Annotated in this window: 15 protein-coding genes; 6 read left to right on the forward strand and 9 right to left on the reverse strand. The window is 59.6% G+C overall.

Annotation, left to right across the window (positions count from 1 at the left end; all coding sequences use genetic code 11):
- Window positions 1-93: 93 nt before the first annotated feature.
- Window positions 94-531, forward strand: coding sequence for a hypothetical protein (locus tag ACP7DE_RS06910; RefSeq protein ID WP_426071409.1), 438 nt, complete (start codon window positions 94-96; stop codon window positions 529-531).
- Here the strand turns inward: ACP7DE_RS06910 and ACP7DE_RS06915 are convergent.
- The 4 genes from ACP7DE_RS06915 to ACP7DE_RS06930 all read right to left on the reverse strand — a co-directional run bounded on the left by ACP7DE_RS06915 (window position 472) and on the right by ACP7DE_RS06930 (window position 4,322).
- Window positions 472-1,758 (reverse strand): hypothetical protein, encoded by a 1,287-nt coding sequence (locus ACP7DE_RS06915; protein WP_426071410.1) that lies wholly within the window; start codon window positions 1,756-1,758, stop codon window positions 472-474. The genes ACP7DE_RS06910 and ACP7DE_RS06915 overlap by 60 nt on opposite strands.
- An 85-nt stretch (window positions 1,759-1,843) precedes the next feature.
- Complete coding sequence (locus ACP7DE_RS06920) at window positions 1,844-2,182, reverse strand: 4-amino-4-deoxy-L-arabinose-phospho-UDP flippase (protein WP_426071411.1); 339 nt, start codon at window positions 2,180-2,182, stop codon at window positions 1,844-1,846.
- 113 nt (window positions 2,183-2,295) lie between these two features.
- Window positions 2,296-3,270: a glycosyltransferase family 2 protein gene (locus ACP7DE_RS06925; protein WP_426071412.1), complete on the reverse strand. Its 975-nt coding sequence runs from the start codon at window positions 3,268-3,270 to the stop codon at window positions 2,296-2,298.
- A gap of 158 nt (window positions 3,271-3,428) precedes the next feature.
- Window positions 3,429-4,322, reverse strand: a complete 894-nt coding sequence (locus ACP7DE_RS06930; protein WP_426071413.1) for a sulfurtransferase — start codon at window positions 4,320-4,322, stop codon at window positions 3,429-3,431.
- Between the two features lie 137 nt (window positions 4,323-4,459).
- On the opposite strand from ACP7DE_RS06930, the gene dnaE reads away from it, so the two are divergent.
- On the forward strand, window positions 4,460-7,999 hold the full coding sequence (dnaE, locus tag ACP7DE_RS06935) for a DNA polymerase III subunit alpha (RefSeq protein ID WP_426071414.1): 3,540 nt from the start codon (window positions 4,460-4,462) through the stop codon (window positions 7,997-7,999).
- A gap of 65 nt (window positions 8,000-8,064) precedes the next feature.
- On the opposite strand, the gene ACP7DE_RS06940 is transcribed toward dnaE, so the two are convergent.
- From ACP7DE_RS06940 to ACP7DE_RS06955, 4 genes are all read right to left on the reverse strand, one after another.
- Window positions 8,065-8,295 (reverse strand): DUF6139 family protein, encoded by a 231-nt coding sequence (locus ACP7DE_RS06940; RefSeq protein ID WP_426071415.1) that lies wholly within the window; start codon window positions 8,293-8,295, stop codon window positions 8,065-8,067.
- A gap of 181 nt (window positions 8,296-8,476) precedes the next feature.
- Window positions 8,477-9,481 carry a VirK/YbjX family protein gene (locus ACP7DE_RS06945; RefSeq protein WP_426071416.1) on the reverse strand — a complete coding sequence of 335 codons (1,005 nt, stop codon included), beginning with the start codon at window positions 9,479-9,481 and terminating at the stop codon, window positions 8,477-8,479.
- Window positions 9,482-9,530: 49 nt separating this feature from the next.
- Window positions 9,531-9,788, reverse strand: coding sequence for a hypothetical protein (locus ACP7DE_RS06950; RefSeq protein WP_426071417.1), 258 nt, complete (start codon window positions 9,786-9,788; stop codon window positions 9,531-9,533).
- Between the two features lie 339 nt (window positions 9,789-10,127).
- Window positions 10,128-10,949, reverse strand: a complete 822-nt coding sequence (locus ACP7DE_RS06955; protein ID WP_426071418.1) for a MipA/OmpV family protein — start codon at window positions 10,947-10,949, stop codon at window positions 10,128-10,130.
- 157 nt (window positions 10,950-11,106) lie between these two features.
- On the opposite strand from ACP7DE_RS06955, the gene ACP7DE_RS06960 reads away from it, so the two are divergent.
- From ACP7DE_RS06960 to ACP7DE_RS06975, 4 genes are all read left to right on the forward strand, one after another.
- Window positions 11,107-11,793, forward strand: a complete 687-nt coding sequence (locus tag ACP7DE_RS06960) for a response regulator (protein ID WP_034786469.1) — start codon at window positions 11,107-11,109, stop codon at window positions 11,791-11,793.
- Window positions 11,790-13,178, forward strand: a complete 1,389-nt coding sequence (locus ACP7DE_RS06965) for an ATP-binding protein (RefSeq protein ID WP_426071419.1) — start codon at window positions 11,790-11,792, stop codon at window positions 13,176-13,178. The genes ACP7DE_RS06960 and ACP7DE_RS06965 overlap by 4 nt, the downstream gene beginning before the upstream one ends.
- 119 nt (window positions 13,179-13,297) lie before the next feature.
- The gene (locus ACP7DE_RS06970; protein ID WP_426071420.1) at window positions 13,298-14,893 is read left to right on the forward strand and encodes an ATP-binding protein; all 1,596 of its coding nucleotides are present in this window, start codon (window positions 13,298-13,300) and stop codon (window positions 14,891-14,893) included.
- Window positions 14,880-15,491, forward strand: coding sequence for a response regulator transcription factor (locus ACP7DE_RS06975; protein ID WP_426071421.1), 612 nt, complete (start codon window positions 14,880-14,882; stop codon window positions 15,489-15,491). The genes ACP7DE_RS06970 and ACP7DE_RS06975 overlap by 14 nt, the downstream gene beginning before the upstream one ends.
- A 14-nt stretch (window positions 15,492-15,505) precedes the next feature.
- Here the strand turns inward: ACP7DE_RS06975 and ACP7DE_RS06980 are convergent, their stop codons facing one another.
- Window positions 15,506-16,606, reverse strand: coding sequence for a glycosyltransferase family 9 protein (locus ACP7DE_RS06980; RefSeq protein WP_426071422.1), 1,101 nt, complete (start codon window positions 16,604-16,606; stop codon window positions 15,506-15,508).
- Window positions 16,607-16,640 lie beyond the last annotated feature (34 nt).

A 16,640-nucleotide genomic window follows, 5' to 3' on the forward strand; every position in this document is an offset into this window, starting at 1 on the left:
ATTTTTAAATAAGACATGTTTGGGAGTGATTAGGATGCTGAAAATAAGCGGGATGGATCATGGCGATGGCTGCTGCCCGTCTGCGCGCAGGCGATGTTGCATCCCATTCAATGTCGGACAAGTCCGGATTATGCGGGCATGTATTGTCAGCGAAGCCAGCTATTTATTATACAGCTCAGAAACGCTGTTTTGCCGGCAGTGCGCGCCGCCGAGGCGTCCAGAGTAACGTTTAACCTGGGTTGTGACGACAACTCCATGGCGGTTCCTGTACAACTGTACTGGCATGCTGCGGACGGCCATCCGAGCGAAACGCTCAGTGTACGTTTCATGGAGGCGCCTGGCAGCAATTCCATCGATCTGGCCACGCTGCCGGAATGGCAGCCAATGGTCACGATCGGCGGCTTGCCCATTGCTCTCGATTCTCCCGACGCCTTGCTCGATGCTGACGATCTATGCGGTGAAGCTTGGCCGCTAGTTTTTGGCCAGGCCAGCGCGCGCGCTGGCGCATGCCGCCAGCCAGATGATGATTGACAGGCTGGTGGCAATGATGCACCAGTAGATGTAACGGAAATCGGCTGACGGTACGCTCGCCAGATAGCCTAGGAAGTAGCCGAGCGAAGAGGCGTTCAAAGCCAGTATCTGCGTCTTTTCCAGCGATGGAAGCATGCGCCAGCCGAGTACCATCATGGCGATTGCCAGCAGCAGCCAGGAATACGGCTTGAAGAGTTCTCCGAGCGGCGTGACCTGGCTACCTTCGACATAGGCTTGCATCAGGTGCGCTAGTTTCGGATTGTCCAGTTTGATTCCCAATTTATTTTCCAGGATGCCTGGGTGCCAGGCGTAGTAGGGTTCCAGCGTGGGCGAGCGCAGGAAATACAGGAATGCTTCGCCCTTGATCTGCAGGTACGGCAGCGGATGCTCAAGGATGGTCTTTTTCCATAGGGCATGGGCCTCCGTATGCGGCATGCCGGCAAACAGGCTGCCGCTAAGGTCGTAACCTTTGCGTACAAAGCACATCGCCCGTTCATATTGGATAGGCATGGGAGAGCAGGTGGCATTGTCTTCAGGCTTTACCCAAGGCATCAAGTTTTCGCCCGTCATGAAGGCGATCTTGGCCACTTCATCCCCCATCGTTAATGTTTCAAAGTGTTTTCTCTCCGCATGCAGAACGTTGTAGCTGAGAACTGACGTGGCCAGGGGCAGGGTAGCAGACAGCAACACGCTCAAGATAGCCACTTGTACGATGGATCGTGTTGGCCAGAAGTAGCGCAGGGCGCAGTAGATGAGGGGCACAATGGCCAGGATGGCATTGTGCCTGACGGCAGAGGCATAGAAAATGAAAGGGATGGCCAGGGCGGCGACTCGCCAGTTCTTCGTCTTTGAATACAGCAGTCCTGTCGCCACGAGCAGGGCGAAAGCCATGCCCACGTCTTTCCACAGTACACCGGCAAAATTGACGACCCATGGCAGCAGACACATGGCGGGAATCAGCAGGGCCCAGCCACGATGTGCCATGTTGCCGTACCAGATCAGGATGCCTGCTGCCAACAAGGCGAGGTGCAGCATCAGCAAGCTTTGCGGGCCGGAAACCAGGTACAGACACATATGCCATACGTAGGACATGATGGCGGGATTGCTATCCGTATAGTACTGATTCAGTGCTGTCTTGTATTGCACCATGGAATCATATGACATGAAGCCGGGGGCAAAGCAGTACCAGATAACAGTCAGGACGATAGCCGTCATGGCGATGGCCAAGGGAGTGAAAACCTGATTTTTCATGGGTAACTTCAAATTCGAGCAAGAGAATGGACCTGCACCGTAGGTGGCGGCGATAGGGTGCTTATGCCTTCGTGGCAACAAGTATGCCGACGATGATCAGCGCAACACCGATCATGTATTGGGTTTGGAAGCGTTCGCCAAAGAGAAAATGGCTGCCGATCGGCACCAATACAAAGGCCAGCGCCATCAGCGGGTAGATTCGGCCCAGTTCGATGCGCTGCAGTACCCAGACCCAAGCCAGCGTCGTCAGTCCATAGAGGAAGATTGCAGCCGACAGGGCGGCCAGCGTTTTGACGGAAAAAAAGCTGCCGCTCTGTAGCAACCCATTGGCACTGATTTTAAACAGGATTTGTCCGGCTGCAATGCCTAGTACACATAACAGGGCCACGATATAAGTCATTCATTTATCTCCATAGAATTGCTGGGGCGATGCCCAGTGCGCCGTATTCTGGCGCAGGGGTACAGTCTTCTGTCATTGCCTACGGTTTGTCTGTCAGGCGATGCATCGCGCTTTCACTTCCTGCCACGCCGAATGCGATGGAATGGTTTTTTCGGGATCGAGCTGATATCGTGTCCGAGAAAGGCCAGTATTAATTGCAGGCCGACAATCACCGGCAAGCCTGACAGCATGACTGTTCCTGCCGAGGCGGGCATATCGTCATGGACGGAATGCAGCCATTGCGTCGCACCAAACACGCACCCGAAGGCAAGCATCAGGACACCGATGGGCAGTTCAATAGAGGCAATGGACAGGTCCCGCAAGTAATAGTTGTAGAAAATGCGTTTGAAGAAATTGCGCATATGTTTGGCAAAAAATTCAAACACAACCTGGGAAATCTTCAGATTGCTGACCTCATCGCCATATTTTGCATCCATGGGGATATCGGCGACGACTGCGCGCAAGGTATTGAGGCGAAACAAGATATCAGTTTCAAAAAAATAACGACGGCTGATTTTTTGCATCGGCAGGTGGCGCACTACCTCGCAGTGGATGGCCGTATAGCCGTTGGTCGGATCGAAGATGTCCCAATAGCCGGAAGAGATCTTGCTCATGAAGGACAGGATCGCATTGCCAAAAAGACGCGCCTTTGGCATGCTGCGCACGCTTTCCAGATCGTAGAAGCGGTTACCCTTGGTGTAGTCGGCTTCGCCAGCGACAATCGGAGCGATAAAGTCGGGAATGCATGCGGGATCCATCTGGCCATCGCCATCGACCTTGACGATGATATCCATGCCATCGTCCAGTGCGGCGCGATAGCCGGTCATGACGGCGCCGCCGACGCCCTGGTTTTCGGCGTGGCGCAACACGACCACGCGTTGGTCGCGGCAATGGCCCTCGACCAGGTCGCCTGAGCGGTCCGGGCAGCAGTCGTCGACGACATAAATACGGCTCACTTCTGCGCCAATCTGACCGATGACAGAAAGGATATGCTTATCTACCTTATAACTGGGTATGACGACCGCAATGGCCAAGCCTTGTTTTGTCATTTTGTTATTGCTTGTCTTTACTATGCATGGTGGCGTTTCCCGGAAGCGAGCAATATTGTTAATTATGGCATGCGTAGTTGGCACGCCTCTGGCGCGATGGGGGGGGGGGGGGATGGCGCTGTGGCGCGCCACCAGGCGCGCATGGGCAAGGCCGGGGGCTAGTTCTGCTTGCCATGGCAATGCGGGCATGACACCTCATACACATATTCCGGCGCCAGCTGCTGACGCGGCGTGACGACGGCGCGGCAGACGAAACATTGCACGGTTTCCGTCGGTTCCAGTTTCGGGTTCAGGGCCGTGCGGTAGTCGAACACGAAGCAGTCGCCCGTGTAGTGCTCGCCGCCCACTTCCTCGAAATATTTCAGTATGCCGCCGTCGAGCTGGTACACGCTGTCGTAGCCGATTTCCTTCATGTGGATGGCGGCCTTTTCGCAGCGGATGCCGCCCGTGCAGAAGGTGACGACGGTTTTGCCTTCCAGCTCGTCCTTGTGCGCGGCGGCGACGGCCGGGAATTCTGTAAACTTGTCGATACGGTAATCAAGCGTGTTGTTGAACGTGCCTACGTCCACTTCAAAGGCATTGCGCGTTTCCATCATGACCACCGGTTTGCCCGCGTCGTCGACGCCGGCGTCGAGCCAGCGCTTGAGCGTATGCGCGTCGACGGACGGCGCGCGACCCAGTTCCGGCTTGATCAATGGCATGCGCATGGTGATGATTTCTTTTTTTAGCTTGACCAGCATGCGCTTGTGCGATTGCTCGATCGACAGGCTTTCCTTGCATTCCAGATCGGCCAGACGCTCATCGCTGCGTACCCACGCGAGGAAGTTGTCGATATGTTCGCGTGTGCCCGACAGAAACATGTTGATGCCTTCTGGCGTCAGCAGGATCGTGCCCTTCAGTTCCAGCGCCAGGCATTGCTCCTGATACAAGGGGCGCATGGCTTCCGTATCGTCTAGCGTAATGAATTTATACGCGGCGATATTGACAAACGTGGCAGCTGGCGTGCTGACGGCGGCGGAAACGGCGGGTGTTGCTGGGGTGATGGCTTGCATGATGGAGATCGGGTTAGACTGAACAGCCGATATTATAAGCCCGACGGGCCAGGCAGGATACCCGGTCCGCACCCGCGACGCGGTAGAATAGACCCCATTGAATTTTGCACGAAATGGTACACAGGATGGAAATGGTAATGCAAGAGGCCGGCACTCCGGCAGGTTCACAGCAAGCGATGCAGCCCGGTCCTGCGTTCGTCCACTTGCGCGTGCACTCGGAGTACTCGATCGTCGATGGCCTGGTGCGCATCGACGACGTGGTCAAGGCGGCGGCGAAGGACAAGCAGGTGGCGCTGGCTGTCACCGACTTGTCGAACCTGTTTGGCATGGTCAAGTTCTACAAGGAAGCGCGCGGCAAGGGCATCAAGCCCATCGTCGGCGTCGATGTGTGGATCACGAATGACGACAACCGCGAAAAGCCGTCGCGTTTGCTGTTGCTGGCGAAGAACCGCATGGGCTATCTGCAACTGTGCGAACTGCTGTCGATGGCCTGGCTGACCAACCAGTACAAGGGGCGTGCCGAGTTGCGCATCGAGTGGCTGCAGGCGCTGGCGACGAATACCTATGATCTGTACCCGGGCGAAAGCGCGGCGAATGGCTTGATCGTGCTGTCCGGCGCGCACTTCGGCGATGTCGGTATTGCTATCGAGAATGGCAACCTGGCCCTGGCCGAGCGCAATGCCCAGCGCTGGGCCGAGATTTTCCCCGGGCATTTTTATGTCGAGATCCAGCGCGGCGGCCAGGCCAACCAGGAAGCGCAAGTGCGCCATGCGGTGGCCCTGGCGGCCAAGCTGGGTTTGCCGGTCGTCGCCACGCATCCCGTGCAATTTATTTCTCCAGAAGAATTTATTGCCCACGAAGCCCGTACCTGTATCGCCGAAGGCGAAATGCTGGCCAACGCCAAGCGGGTAAAGCGCTTCAATGACAGCCAGCGCTTCCTGTCGCAGGCGGACATGGCGGAACTGTTCGCCGACTTGCCCGCGGCGCTGGCCAATTCCGTGGAAATTGCCAAGCGCTGTAATTTGACGTTGACCCTGGGCAAGCCGCAACTGCCGAACTTCCCCACGCCGCCCGGCATGACGATCGACCAGTTCCTCGTCGCCGAATCGCAGGCAGGCCTGGAAAAACGTTTGTTGCAGCTGTATCCCGATCCCGAGCGCCGTGAAAAGGAGCGTCCGCGCTACGAATCGCGCTTGAAATTCGAGACGGATACGATTTGCAACATGAAATTCCCCGGCTACTTCCTGATCGTGGCCGAGTTTATCCAGTGGGCCAAGGAAAACGGCGTGCCCGTCGGGCCTGGCCGCGGTTCGGGCGCCGGTTCGCTGGTGGCGTATTCGCTGCTGATTACCGATCTGGACCCATTGCAATACAACTTGCTGTTCGAGCGCTTCCTGAATCCCGAACGCGTCTCGATGCCCGACTTCGATATTGACTTTTGCCAAGAAGGGCGCGACCGGGTCATCCAGCACGTCAAGGATTTGTATGGCAAGGAGGCGGTCTCGCAGATCGCCACCTTCGGTACCATGGCGGCCAAGGGCGCGATCCGCGACGTGGGCCGTGTGATGGACTTCGGCTACAACTTCTGCGACGGTATTTCCAAGCTCATCCCGTTCAAGCCGGGCAAACCCGTGTCGATCGCCGACGCCATCGAGGAAGAGCCGTTGCTCAAGGAGCGCCTGGAAAACGAGGAAGAGGTCAAGCAGTTGCTGGACCTGGCGCAACAGGTCGAAGGCATCACGCGCAATATTGGCATGCACGCGGGGGGCGTCTTGATCGCGCCGGGCAAGCTGACGGATTTCTGCCCGCTGTACACGCAGGGCGGCGACTCGGGCGTCGTCTCGCAGTACGACAAGGATGACGTGGAAGCCGTTGGTCTGGTGAAGTTCGACTTCCTGGGCTTGACCACGCTGACGATTCTCGACCGCGCCGTGCGCTACATCAAGCAGCTCGATCCGGCGCAAGCCAATTTCGATCTGGCCACCTTGCCGCTGAACGACAAGCCGTCCTACGACCTGTTGACCAAGGCCAAGACCGTGGCCGTGTTCCAGCTCGAGTCGCGCGGCATGCAGGGCATGCTGAAAGATGCGCGTCCCGACCGTTTCGAAGACATTATCGCGCTCGTGGCGCTGTACCGTCCCGGCCCGATGGACCTGATTCCCGACTTTTGCAAGCGCAAGCACGGCGAACGCTTCGATTATCCCGATCCGCGCACGGAATCGATTCTGTCCGAAACCTACGGCATCATGGTGTATCAGGAGCAGGTGATGCAGATGGCGCAGATCGTCGGCGGCTACTCGCTGGGCGGCGCCGACATGCTGCGCCGCGCGATGGGTAAAAAGAAAGCCGAAGAGATGGCCGAGCACCGCGAGATCTTCCGCGCCGGTGCGGCCAAGGATGGCTTGACGGCGGAAAAGGCCGATGAGATCTTCGACTTGATGGAAAAGTTCGCCGGCTACGGTTTCAACAAATCGCACGCCGCCGCCTACGCCTTGCTGTCGTACCATACGGCTTATTTGAAGGCGCACCACACGGCCGCCTTCATGGCCGCCAACTTGTCGCTGGCCATGGACGACACGGACAAGATCAAGATTCTGGTGGAAGACTCGCTGGAAATCTGCAAGCTGACCTTGTTGCCGCCGGATATCAACGAATCGGATTACCGCTTCACGCCGAGCGGTGCGGCGCCTTCCGTGAGTGGCAAGAAAGTCACGCAAATCCGCTATGGCCTGGGTGCCGTGAAAGGTTCAGGCCAAAACGCCATCGAAGCCATCATTGCCGCGCGCGAGGCCGGCGGTCCATTCACCAGCCTGTTTGACTTCTGCAAGCGCGTGGATAAAAAGCAAATCAACCGCCGCACCATCGAGTCCCTGATACGCAGCGGTGCCTTCGACTGCCTGAAGGTCGACCGCGCCATCCTGCTCGCGTCCGTGGCGTTCGCCATGGAATGCGCGGACCAGGCCGCCAAGGCGGCCAATCAGGTGAGCCTGTTCGGCGGCGACGACAGCGACATGGTGGCGCCGCCCGAGTACGTCAAGGTGCCCGTGTGGACCGATAAACAGCGATTGACGGAAGAAAAGATCGCGCTGGGCTTCTACCTGTCAGGTCATCTGTTCGATTCGTATGCGCCCGAGGCGCGCCGTTTCGCGCGCACGAAACTGTCTGAATTGTCGCCGTCGCGCGAACCGCGCATGATGGCCGGCGTCATCACGGGCTTGCGCACGCAGATGACGCAGCGCGGCAAGATCCTCATCGTCACCCTGGACGACAAAAGCGGCACGGTGGAAGTGACGGTGTATGGCGAATTGTTCGATGCCAACCGGAAAATCTTCAAGGAAGATGAATTCCTGGCCGTCGTGGGCAAGGTGTCGGAAGACCGTTTTTCGGGGGGCTTGCGCATCACGGCCGAGAGCGCCTTCGATATCATCGCTGCGCGCGTGCAGTATGGCCGCCAGCTGGGCCTGACCTTGCCTGCTACCCTGGACGCCAAGCGCATCCGTGACGTGATCATGCCGCACCGGGCCGAGACGGGCTTGCCGATTGCTGCGCGGGTCAGCCCGCAAGGCGTCAGTTGCGTGCTGCAGTTTGGGGAAGAGTGGAAAGTGGCGCCATCGGATGAATTGCAGATGGCGCTGGAGCAAATGCTGGGTGCGCAAGAGGTGGCGGTCGAATACTGACCGGCAGCAGCGCAGGCACTACGCCAAAGCCAAACCGGATGCGAATCGGGTTTGGCTTTTGACGTTTACATGTCTTTCAGGCCCGTGATTGCATAACCTTTTGCGGCAATCTGCTGGTGCGGCTGTTCGATGTGGTAGTCGGGCAAGGCCTGGGCGTCGTCGGCCACTTCGCTGGCGCGTACTTCGATTTGCCAGTCGGTATTAGTCACTTCTTCCGGAATGATCTTTCCTTCCGGCACGGCGAGGTAGGAAAAAATGCCGTCGTGCTCGGCTCGGCGGTAGATGTCTACGCGCATGAATGCCTCCTAGTAAACGTTGGGGGAACCGGCGCGCCAGGAATGCACACCGATCTGACTAGCGTAACAGGAATGTGCGGCGCATGGTTTTTGCGCGCGTGCGGGAGAAGAACTGGGGTATTGCGTGGCGGAATGACTGCGGGCGCGGGGGCGGGGCGCCTGGCCTATACCAGGGAGAGGGTCAGGCTACGGTGGAAAAGTGCTCGTCATCAAATTCGGCCGGATGCTGGGCATCATTGGCGGCCATGGCGGTGCCGTGCACAGCGACGTGGACATGGCTGCGATGCGATGCCAGGCCGTTGTGCAGGCTGTCGATCATGTTCAAGGTCAGTTCGTGGCGCTTGCGTGCTTCCGAACGTTTCTTGGAAGCGATCTCTTCGAGGACGAGCGCAGGTAGATTTTCGCATGGCAATTCAAAGTCGCCATCGCTACGGGCCGTGGCGCCAAGTTCTTGCCACAATGCATTGTAGTCAGCGAGCAGCCGGCCATTCTTCTTTGCCGAATGGTGGCCGGCTCGGTTGGCATTGCCTACCAAAAGCATGGTGCGGCAACCGTGCTCGTATGCCAACTGGCGTACCAGGCGTATCATCAGGAACTTGGGGCGCATGCCGTGCAGGTCGCGCGTGGCTTCGCGCACGCGGCGCAAGCCTTCCGCGCCCTGCGGACCCTGGATGCAGCCGATGCCCACGCCCACATCCCTGGGCGCGCGCGTGCGGCAGCCGAAGAAGGTGAAGACCACCGTGTAGAGCACATCGTCATCATGGATCAACTGCAAGACCATCTCGCCTTCGCGGTCCATGCGGAACAGCGAAGACAGGCGCAGATGGTAGAGCGAACCGGATTTTCCCGGTACCGTGGCGAGTATGACCGGCTGATGCGCAGCCTGTACCATCAGCTTGCCCCAGCCTTGTTGCAGGATGAAATGATAGTGGTCGACCAGCATGGATACGCGTTGCTGGCATGACAGGCTTTTGCTCAGGTAGTGCCGGTACACCTTGTGGACCAGACGCGGGTAGGCTTGCAGCAGGTCGCCGAAGACAGGGTGGGAATTGAGCAACTTGAGCCAGAGACGTGTCTGCCGCTGTTGCAGGCGTGCCCGCAATTGCAGTTTGAACAGCTCGCGCAGGCGGGCAATCCCAGGGGGCATATTGGTGAGACCAGCATGCAGAGTAATCGCTTGTGTCATCAGGCACTTTCCTTGGTAAATGAGAACGGTGGTGGCTGCGGGCTGTGCTTCAGGGCAGCGACGGACAGCTCATGCCATCGGTATTGGCCAGCAGCACGGTGGCGCTACGGCTGGTGTGGGCCAGCTTGCACGCCAGGGCGTCCGAGAATCGGTTTCGCCAAGAACTGTTCTTAATGCCAAGTAAGACAATTTCATGGCATCCCAGCATTTCGGCCGTGTTGAGTATCGTAAAAATGATTTCGCCTGGAAAAATGTGGGTAGTGAAGGCTATATGTGAACGGCTCAGGTACAAGCCGGCCTCGTGCATGATTTGCCCGGCTGCCAGCGTGAGCGTACTGCCGGCATCTTCAGCTGCATCTTGCTGCGGCAGGGCGTGCTTGCGCTGGCGTCACATGCAGCAGGCTGACACTCACGCATATCCCCCATTCCTGTAGCCGCTTGGCGTAGCGCACACCGTCGATGATGCCTGGCCCGGCTTACCGTACGCGCCCGCGGCGCTGTCCGGGGCGCGGTGATGTTGCGGGGCAAGGCGTGATGCATGCATGGAAGGATGGCCATAGTCAGAAAACCAGGTCATCTTATCCATGCCCTCATCCCCTGTAAATTGGCGAAACAGCGTACGGGTTCCCCTTATGCGGCCCCTGTTCTAATAGCGGTAGGTGACATACACGGCGCCAATCGGGGATGTCTTGCGCTGCACGATGGGGCTCTTGGCCGCATCGCCCATGCGGTGCTCGATGCCGACCAGGGTATTGATACCCCAGCGCGCATCGAAGCGGTGCTCCCAGTTGACGGTGGCCTGCGCTTCATATAACCCGCCCTTCGGCGTGTATTGCTTGAACGAAGTATTCGCGGCCTGGGTGGCCGTTACGCCATACATGGTCTGCACGTACTTGCGCTCGCCCCAGCCCAGCTGGCCGCCGATGCTCACGCTGTCTTGCTGTGTTCCCTTGGCATCGGCGCGGCCGTAAATCTGGCCTGTCGCGCCGAAGTGCACGTTCACGCCATTTTCGCGATTCGACAGGGGAGTGTCGCTTGAAACGCTCAACGACAGGCCCGGCAAGGGTGAATAGCCCGCACTCAGCAGGGCGCTGGCGTTGCCCTTGACTTCGCCCATGCCTTTCAGGTAATCGCTGCCGCCGAAACCGTTGACACCGGTGCGCTTGTGGTCTTCGCGCTTGCCGCGGTAGCCCAGCGCGGCGCTGTAGCTGAAGGGGCCGGCCTGGCCGCCATAACCGATACCGCGCGAGGTGCTGATGAACAGGCCATTGGCCATGGCGTAGTCGAGGATGATCAGCGGCGAGGCCGACAGCTTGTCGGAGCCGGAATAGCTGGACACGGCGGCGACGCCGCCGCCGATGGTGAAGACATTTTCCGCAGGCGGTTCGGCCGCCGCGGCGGCCAAGGGGTTCAAGCTCAGGCCGCAGGCCAGCGCCAGCGAGGTCAACAAGGTTGTAGATGCGTGCATGGAGTTTTCCGTCAGGTGGAGAACCGAGTCCGGAGTGGCTCGATTGACTGCCGACAGTATCTGTCCTTGCCATGAAGGGAAAATGAGCCTTTTATTAAGATTGCATGAAGAGCGCTTCTTTACCCATTCTTCAGCTTGCGGTGGTCTAATACTCACCATGAAAATACTGCTGATTGAAGACGATATGGACCTGGGCAATGGCGTGCGGATTGCCTTGCGCGACCAGGGCATGCAAGTGGTCTGGGTGCGCAGCCTGGAGGATGCGGCGCGCAGTATCGAGCACGACAGTTGCGAGCTGGTGCTGCTGGACCTGGGCTTGCCGGACGGCGATGGCCTCGATTTGCTGGCCCGACTGCGCGCGGCCCGCTTGCCGGTACTGATCCTCAGCGCCCGCGACACGCTGGAACAGCGCCTGCGGGGCCTGGACGGCGGTGCCGATGATTACCTGGTAAAACCGTTTGTGCTGGCTGAGCTGCTGTCGCGCGTGCGTGCCCTGGCGCGCCGCAGCTATGGCTTCGATGGCGATACCATCGAGTTGCGCGGCCTGCTGCTGCAAGTGCCCACGCGCCGTGTCAGCGTGCACGGCCGGCCGGTGGAACTCACCGCCAGTGAATATGCCTTGCTGAAGACCTTGCTGATGCGCGCCAACCGCGTCATCACGCGCCGCGTGCTGGAGGAACATATCCTGCCCGGCGGGCTGGCCAATGCCAGCAATACGCTGGATGTGCATATGGGTAACCTGCGCCGCAAGATAGGCGAAGGCTATATCCGTACTGTGCGCGGCGTTGGCTATGTCATCGACCAGCAAGGCGAGACATCTACTCCGCCGGGTGCCGGTGCATGATGGGGCGTTTCTGGGCCATGCTGCGCCGGCCTACCCTGGTGCGCCGCCTGATGATCGCGCAAATGCTGATGCTGACTGTGCTATGGAGTCTGGCCGTGGCGTATGTGCTGGTCGAGGGGGCGGGCGAAGCGAGCAATGTGACGCGCGGCGTCCTGCACGCCATTATCAGTGTGGCCGATAATCTGGCCGAGCAGCCTGAGCGCCAGAAGCAAAGCTTGCGCGCCATCGACGAAGCCTTGCGCGAGGAATTTGAAATGGGGCAGGTGCCGGAGCTGGCGCCGCGCATCCTGGTCTGGCGCGAAGGCAAGTTGGTCTACAAGTCCCCCGATGCGCCCAGCGGTATCCGCAGCGCCGGCCCGGAACAGATGGAAGTGGTGTACGTCAAGGGCCAGGCCTGGCGCAGCCGCAGCCTGGCCGAAGGAGGGACCCGCGTGACCGTGCTGGAGGTGGGCGGCGCCTGGCAATTTTTCATCACGATCAATTCACGCGGGTACTACCTGCTGCCGCTGCTGATCAGCCTGCCGTTCCTGCTGGTGCCGGCCTGGCTGTCGATTCGCCTTGCGATGCGACCATGGCGCAAGGTGGCGCAGGAGGTGGCGGCGCGCGGGCCCCAGGACTTGCGTCCGCTGGCCTTCAAGCCGCCGCATGGCGAACTGGCGGCACTGGTCGACAATATCAATGCCCTGCTGCAGCGGGTAGATACCAGTGCTGCGCGCGAACGCAGCTTCATCGCCGATGCCACGCATGAGTTGCGCACGCCACTGGCGGCCATGCGCGTGAATGTCGAGGCCTTGCAGGGGCAGGCGCATGATGCACGCCAGCAAGAGCTGCTGGACGGTATTTTAAATAGTGGCAACCGCGCAGCCCGCCTGGTGGGCCAGCTGCTGCAGCTGACGCGCACCGAAGTGCAGGCTGGCGGGGGCGAGTTGCCGCAGCACCAGGCGCTCGATACCTTGCTGCAAGACCGCTTGGCGGCCCTGTCCGGCCTGGCTCAGGCGGGCGATATCGAGCTCGAGTTGCAAGCCAGCGTCTCGCTCAGCGTGCCCGGACAGCGTGAGAGCCTGGTTTCGTTGATCGACAACCTGGTGGAAAACGCCATCAAGTACAGTCCGCGCGGCAGCAGCGTGACGGTGTCGCTGCATGCGGAGCGGGGCCAGGCCGTGTTGCACGTGGCTGATCAGGGGCCGGGGATTGCGCCCGCCCTGTATGAACGTGTATTCGACCGCTTTTTCCGTGCGCCGCAGCAGGCGCAGCCGGGCAGTGGCCTGGGCTTGTCCATCGTCGCTTCCGTCGTGCGCCAGCACGGCGGCACGATTCAGTTGCATAGAGGCAATGGCGGCCGGGGCTTGCTGGTGGAGGTGCGCTTGCCCTTGGTCGTGGCCTGATACTGCCTGGGCGACTTGCGATATTGCATGAAGATTATTTTGTGTGCTTATAACGCAAGATGAGATGGCGTGGCGCACGCTTGCGATGCATAATGCGGGACAGTTAAAAAAACACCGTTATGCGCCCATTTCTGTCCCGCTACCTGCAGTATCCCGCCTTTATCGGCCTGTATCTGTTGTTTGACTGGGCCACGTATATCGACCCGATGTACGGGCTGAACATCACCCCCTGGAATCCCGATCCCGCGCTGGGATTGGTATTTTGGCTGATCCATGGCCGCAAGGCTGCGCTGCCTTGGTTTATTGCCCTGGTGGCAGGCGAGGTGCTGGTGCGTGGCATGCCGGCAGGCCTGCCCCTGACCTTGCTCTGTTCGGCGTGGCTGGTGCTCGGCTATGGCGGTATCGGCGCAGTCTTGCGCCGCAGTTTCAGCAGCAGCGACATCTTCGACAGCCGGCGCCGCCTGAGCGCCTGGGTTGCCATCGTGCTGTGTGGCACCGTGCTCAATGCGCTCGGCTATATTTCCTTGCTGTCGCTGACGGGGCGCATCCCGGCTGGCGAATGGGGGACGGCAGTCTGGCGCTTCGGCATAGGCGACATGGTCGGCATGCTGGTGTCGATGCCGCTGATTTGGGTGCTGTTCAGCGAGCGGGGGCGCGAACGCCTGCATGCCGCCGTCTGGCGTTGGGAAACTCTGGCGTATCTGGCACTCGCCAGTTTTGTGTTGTGGAGCCTTTTCGGTTCCATCGTGCGTTCCGAATACAAGCATTTCTACTTCCTGTTTCTCCCCGTGATCTGGGCCGCCTCGCGCCAGGGCTTGCATGGCGCCGTGCTGGCCGTGTTTGTATTGCAACTGTGCATCATCACCCTGGTGAAATGGACGCATGCGGTCGATATCCAGTTTTATGAATTGCAACTGCTCGATGCCGTGCTGGCGCTGGTGGGATTTTTTATCGGCATCGTCGTCGATGAAATGCGCCAGGTGGCCGACGAACTGAAACACACGCTGCGCCTGGCGGCCGCCGGCGAGATGGCGGCCGCTCTCGCGCATGAGCTGAACCAGCCGCTGACGGCCTTGTCGACCTATGGCAAGGCGTGCGAATACCTGCTGGAACGCGGTGAGACTGGCGCCTTGCTGCAGGGCGCAGTGGGACATATGATCGTCGAATCGGGGCGCGCCGCAGACGTGGTGCGTCGCCTGCGTGACTTTTTTCGCACGGGTGCGATGCAGCTCGAAGCGGTCGAGGCGAGCGCATTGATCGAGGGCATGGCGCGCCAGTTCACGCCGCTGTTCCATGAGCATGGCATCGAGCTGGTGCTGGCGCCGCCGTCGCCGCTGGCCGTCAACGCCGATCGCCTGCAAATCGAGTTGGTGCTACGTAACTTGCTGGCCAATGCGCAGGATGCGGTGATGGGTCAGCCGCATGGCCAGCGCCGCATCACGGTGTCAGCCGAGCGGATCGAGGGCGGGCGGCTGCGCCTGTCCGTGGAAGATAGCGGGCCCGGCATTTCCAATAGCTTGGCGGCACGCCTGTTCGAACCATTTGTCTCGACCAAGGCCAGCGGCCTGGGGCTGGGACTGGTACTCAGCCGAAGCATAGTTGAAGCGCATGGTGGCCAGCTATGGGCTGAAGTGGGCAGGCATGGTATTTTTCGTTTTATCCTGCCCCTGGCGCGCGCCAGTGCGGCCGCTACAGGAGAGCATGGTGACAAGTAATTTGACGGTGTTTATCGTGGATGACGATCCCGCCGTGCGCGATGCGCTGGGTTTGCTATTAGGCATACGCGGCTATCGCACTGCCCTGTTTTCCTGCGGCGAGGATTTCCTGCACAGTTGGCGGCCCGAGTGGGCCGGCTGTCTGCTGATCGATATCCGCATGTCGGGCATGGATGGCCTGAGCCTGCAGCGCCGCTTGCTGGAACTCGAGTGCATGTTGCCCGTCATTATTATCACGGGGCACGCCGACGTAGCCCTGGCACGCCAGGCATTCAGGGCACAGGCTAGCGATTTCCTGGAAAAACCATTTGACCACGACAAGTTGTTGGCAGCCATCGATGAAGCATTTTCGTGCGAGGCACGTGCGCGCGGCCAGTTGCAGCGGCAAGCGGCGGGGCAGGCCTTGCTGCGCGCGTTGACGCCGCGCGAGCGGGAAGTGATGCACCTGGTGGTGACGGGCCAGCACAACCGTGATATCGCACCGGTGCTGGGTATTTCCGTGCGCACGGTGGAAGTGCACAAGGCGCGCCTGATGGACAAGTTGGGGGTCGATAATGTGGCTGACCTGGTGCGCATCAGCATGCTGGCCACCGGCTAACCGTTAAAGATTCTCTAGGCGATGGTTTTCAATACCTGATCGACTGAAATCGCCTTGACCCAGTCGCTGCGCCGCGCCACCGTGATGACGGTGCTGTTGGCGCTGTCGAACGGTGCCCATTCGGGATTTTTCTTGCGCATCAATGCCACCACGGGCACATGCACGGCGTTCGCCAAGTGCATGATCGACGTTTCCACTGAGATAATCAGGTCGCATTGCGCCAGCATGGCCGGCAGCTGGAAAAAGTTGTCGACGGCACTGAAGGCCTGTGTACGCGGCAAGTTGTGCGCCTGCACGACGGCATTCACCTTGGCCAGTTCCTGCGGCATGGCGTTGATCAGGAAGCAGGCGTTCTGCCATTCGGGCATCGTTTGCATGCGTGCGATCAGCTCGGCAATACGCTCCAGCGGCCAGCTGCGCTTGTGCGATTTGGCGAACGGATTCAGGAGTACGAGTGGACCCTGGCGCGGGGCAAAGCCCCAGGCGCTCAACTGTTCCTGCGCCTGTTGCAACGCGAGCTCGGGAATGTGCACGAAGGGATAGCGTTCTGTCACGGGAATATCGAGCCCCGTCAATTGATGGAACCAGTCCGCATACACGCTGCTGATATGGTGCTCACCGGCATCCTGACCCGCATACGACGCCAGTACCGCATCGATCTTACGGTAGGCCAGGTAATGCCAGGGGCGCAACGGGCTGAACGGCTTGCGCGTGCCGATCACCAGCCCGGTCGGGCTGATCGCGCGGGCAAGATCCGCATATTGCTGCGGCCGTACGTGGGCCAGCGACACGACGACAGGATAGTGCTCCGCCTGTGCTTCGCGCAATGATTCTTCGTAGAGCGCGGGGCTGTAGGTCTTGCGGTAAACCTTGGAGAACAAGCCCGACTGTTCGACCCAGTCGTATAGCGAATAGGTGCGCAAGCCTTCCCATTGCCTGGCGTCGGACGTGCGCCGTACCTCATCGACCCACAGGTGGATTTGCATATGCGGATAGGCCGCGGCAAAGGCGCGGAAACCGTTTTGCAGGTAGGTAAAGTCTCCCAACGCCAGATGGGCGATGAAAAGAATTTTGTCCGACTTTTGTAGAAGTTCGGCGGGAATCAAAGGCGTCATGTATCAGTACGATTTCAGGTATTCATTCGATGGT

This window comes from Janthinobacterium sp. DSP2-3-3, assembly GCF_049897325.1.
Taxonomy (GTDB): domain Bacteria; phylum Pseudomonadota; class Gammaproteobacteria; order Burkholderiales; family Burkholderiaceae_D; genus Janthinobacterium.

Coding starts and splice junctions, on each gene's coding strand:
- dnaE (WP_426071414.1), top strand. CDS start 4,460: ATGCAAGAGGCCGGCACTCCGGCAGGTTCACAGCAAGCGATGCAGCCC.
- ACP7DE_RS06940 (WP_426071415.1), bottom strand. CDS start 8,295: ATGCGCGTAGACATCTACCGCCGAGCCGAGCACGACGGCATTTTTTCC.
- ACP7DE_RS06945 (WP_426071416.1), bottom strand. CDS start 9,481: ATGACACAAGCGATTACTCTGCATGCTGGTCTCACCAATATGCCCCCT.
- ACP7DE_RS06980 (WP_426071422.1), bottom strand. CDS start 16,606: ATGACGCCTTTGATTCCCGCCGAACTTCTACAAAAGTCGGACAAAATT.
- ACP7DE_RS06975 (WP_426071421.1), top strand. CDS start 14,880: ATGGTGACAAGTAATTTGACGGTGTTTATCGTGGATGACGATCCCGCC.
- ACP7DE_RS06970 (WP_426071420.1), top strand. CDS start 13,298: ATGCGCCCATTTCTGTCCCGCTACCTGCAGTATCCCGCCTTTATCGGC.
- ACP7DE_RS06910 (WP_426071409.1), top strand. CDS start 94: ATGTTGCATCCCATTCAATGTCGGACAAGTCCGGATTATGCGGGCATG.
- ACP7DE_RS06925 (WP_426071412.1), bottom strand. CDS start 3,270: ATGACAAAACAAGGCTTGGCCATTGCGGTCGTCATACCCAGTTATAAG.
- ACP7DE_RS06950 (WP_426071417.1), bottom strand. CDS start 9,788: ATGCACGAGGCCGGCTTGTACCTGAGCCGTTCACATATAGCCTTCACT.
- ACP7DE_RS06960 (WP_034786469.1), top strand. CDS start 11,107: ATGAAAATACTGCTGATTGAAGACGATATGGACCTGGGCAATGGCGTG.
- ACP7DE_RS06965 (WP_426071419.1), top strand. CDS start 11,790: ATGATGGGGCGTTTCTGGGCCATGCTGCGCCGGCCTACCCTGGTGCGC.
- ACP7DE_RS06930 (WP_426071413.1), bottom strand. CDS start 4,322: ATGCAAGCCATCACCCCAGCAACACCCGCCGTTTCCGCCGCCGTCAGC.
- ACP7DE_RS06920 (WP_426071411.1), bottom strand. CDS start 2,182: ATGACTTATATCGTGGCCCTGTTATGTGTACTAGGCATTGCAGCCGGA.
- ACP7DE_RS06955 (WP_426071418.1), bottom strand. CDS start 10,949: ATGCACGCATCTACAACCTTGTTGACCTCGCTGGCGCTGGCCTGCGGC.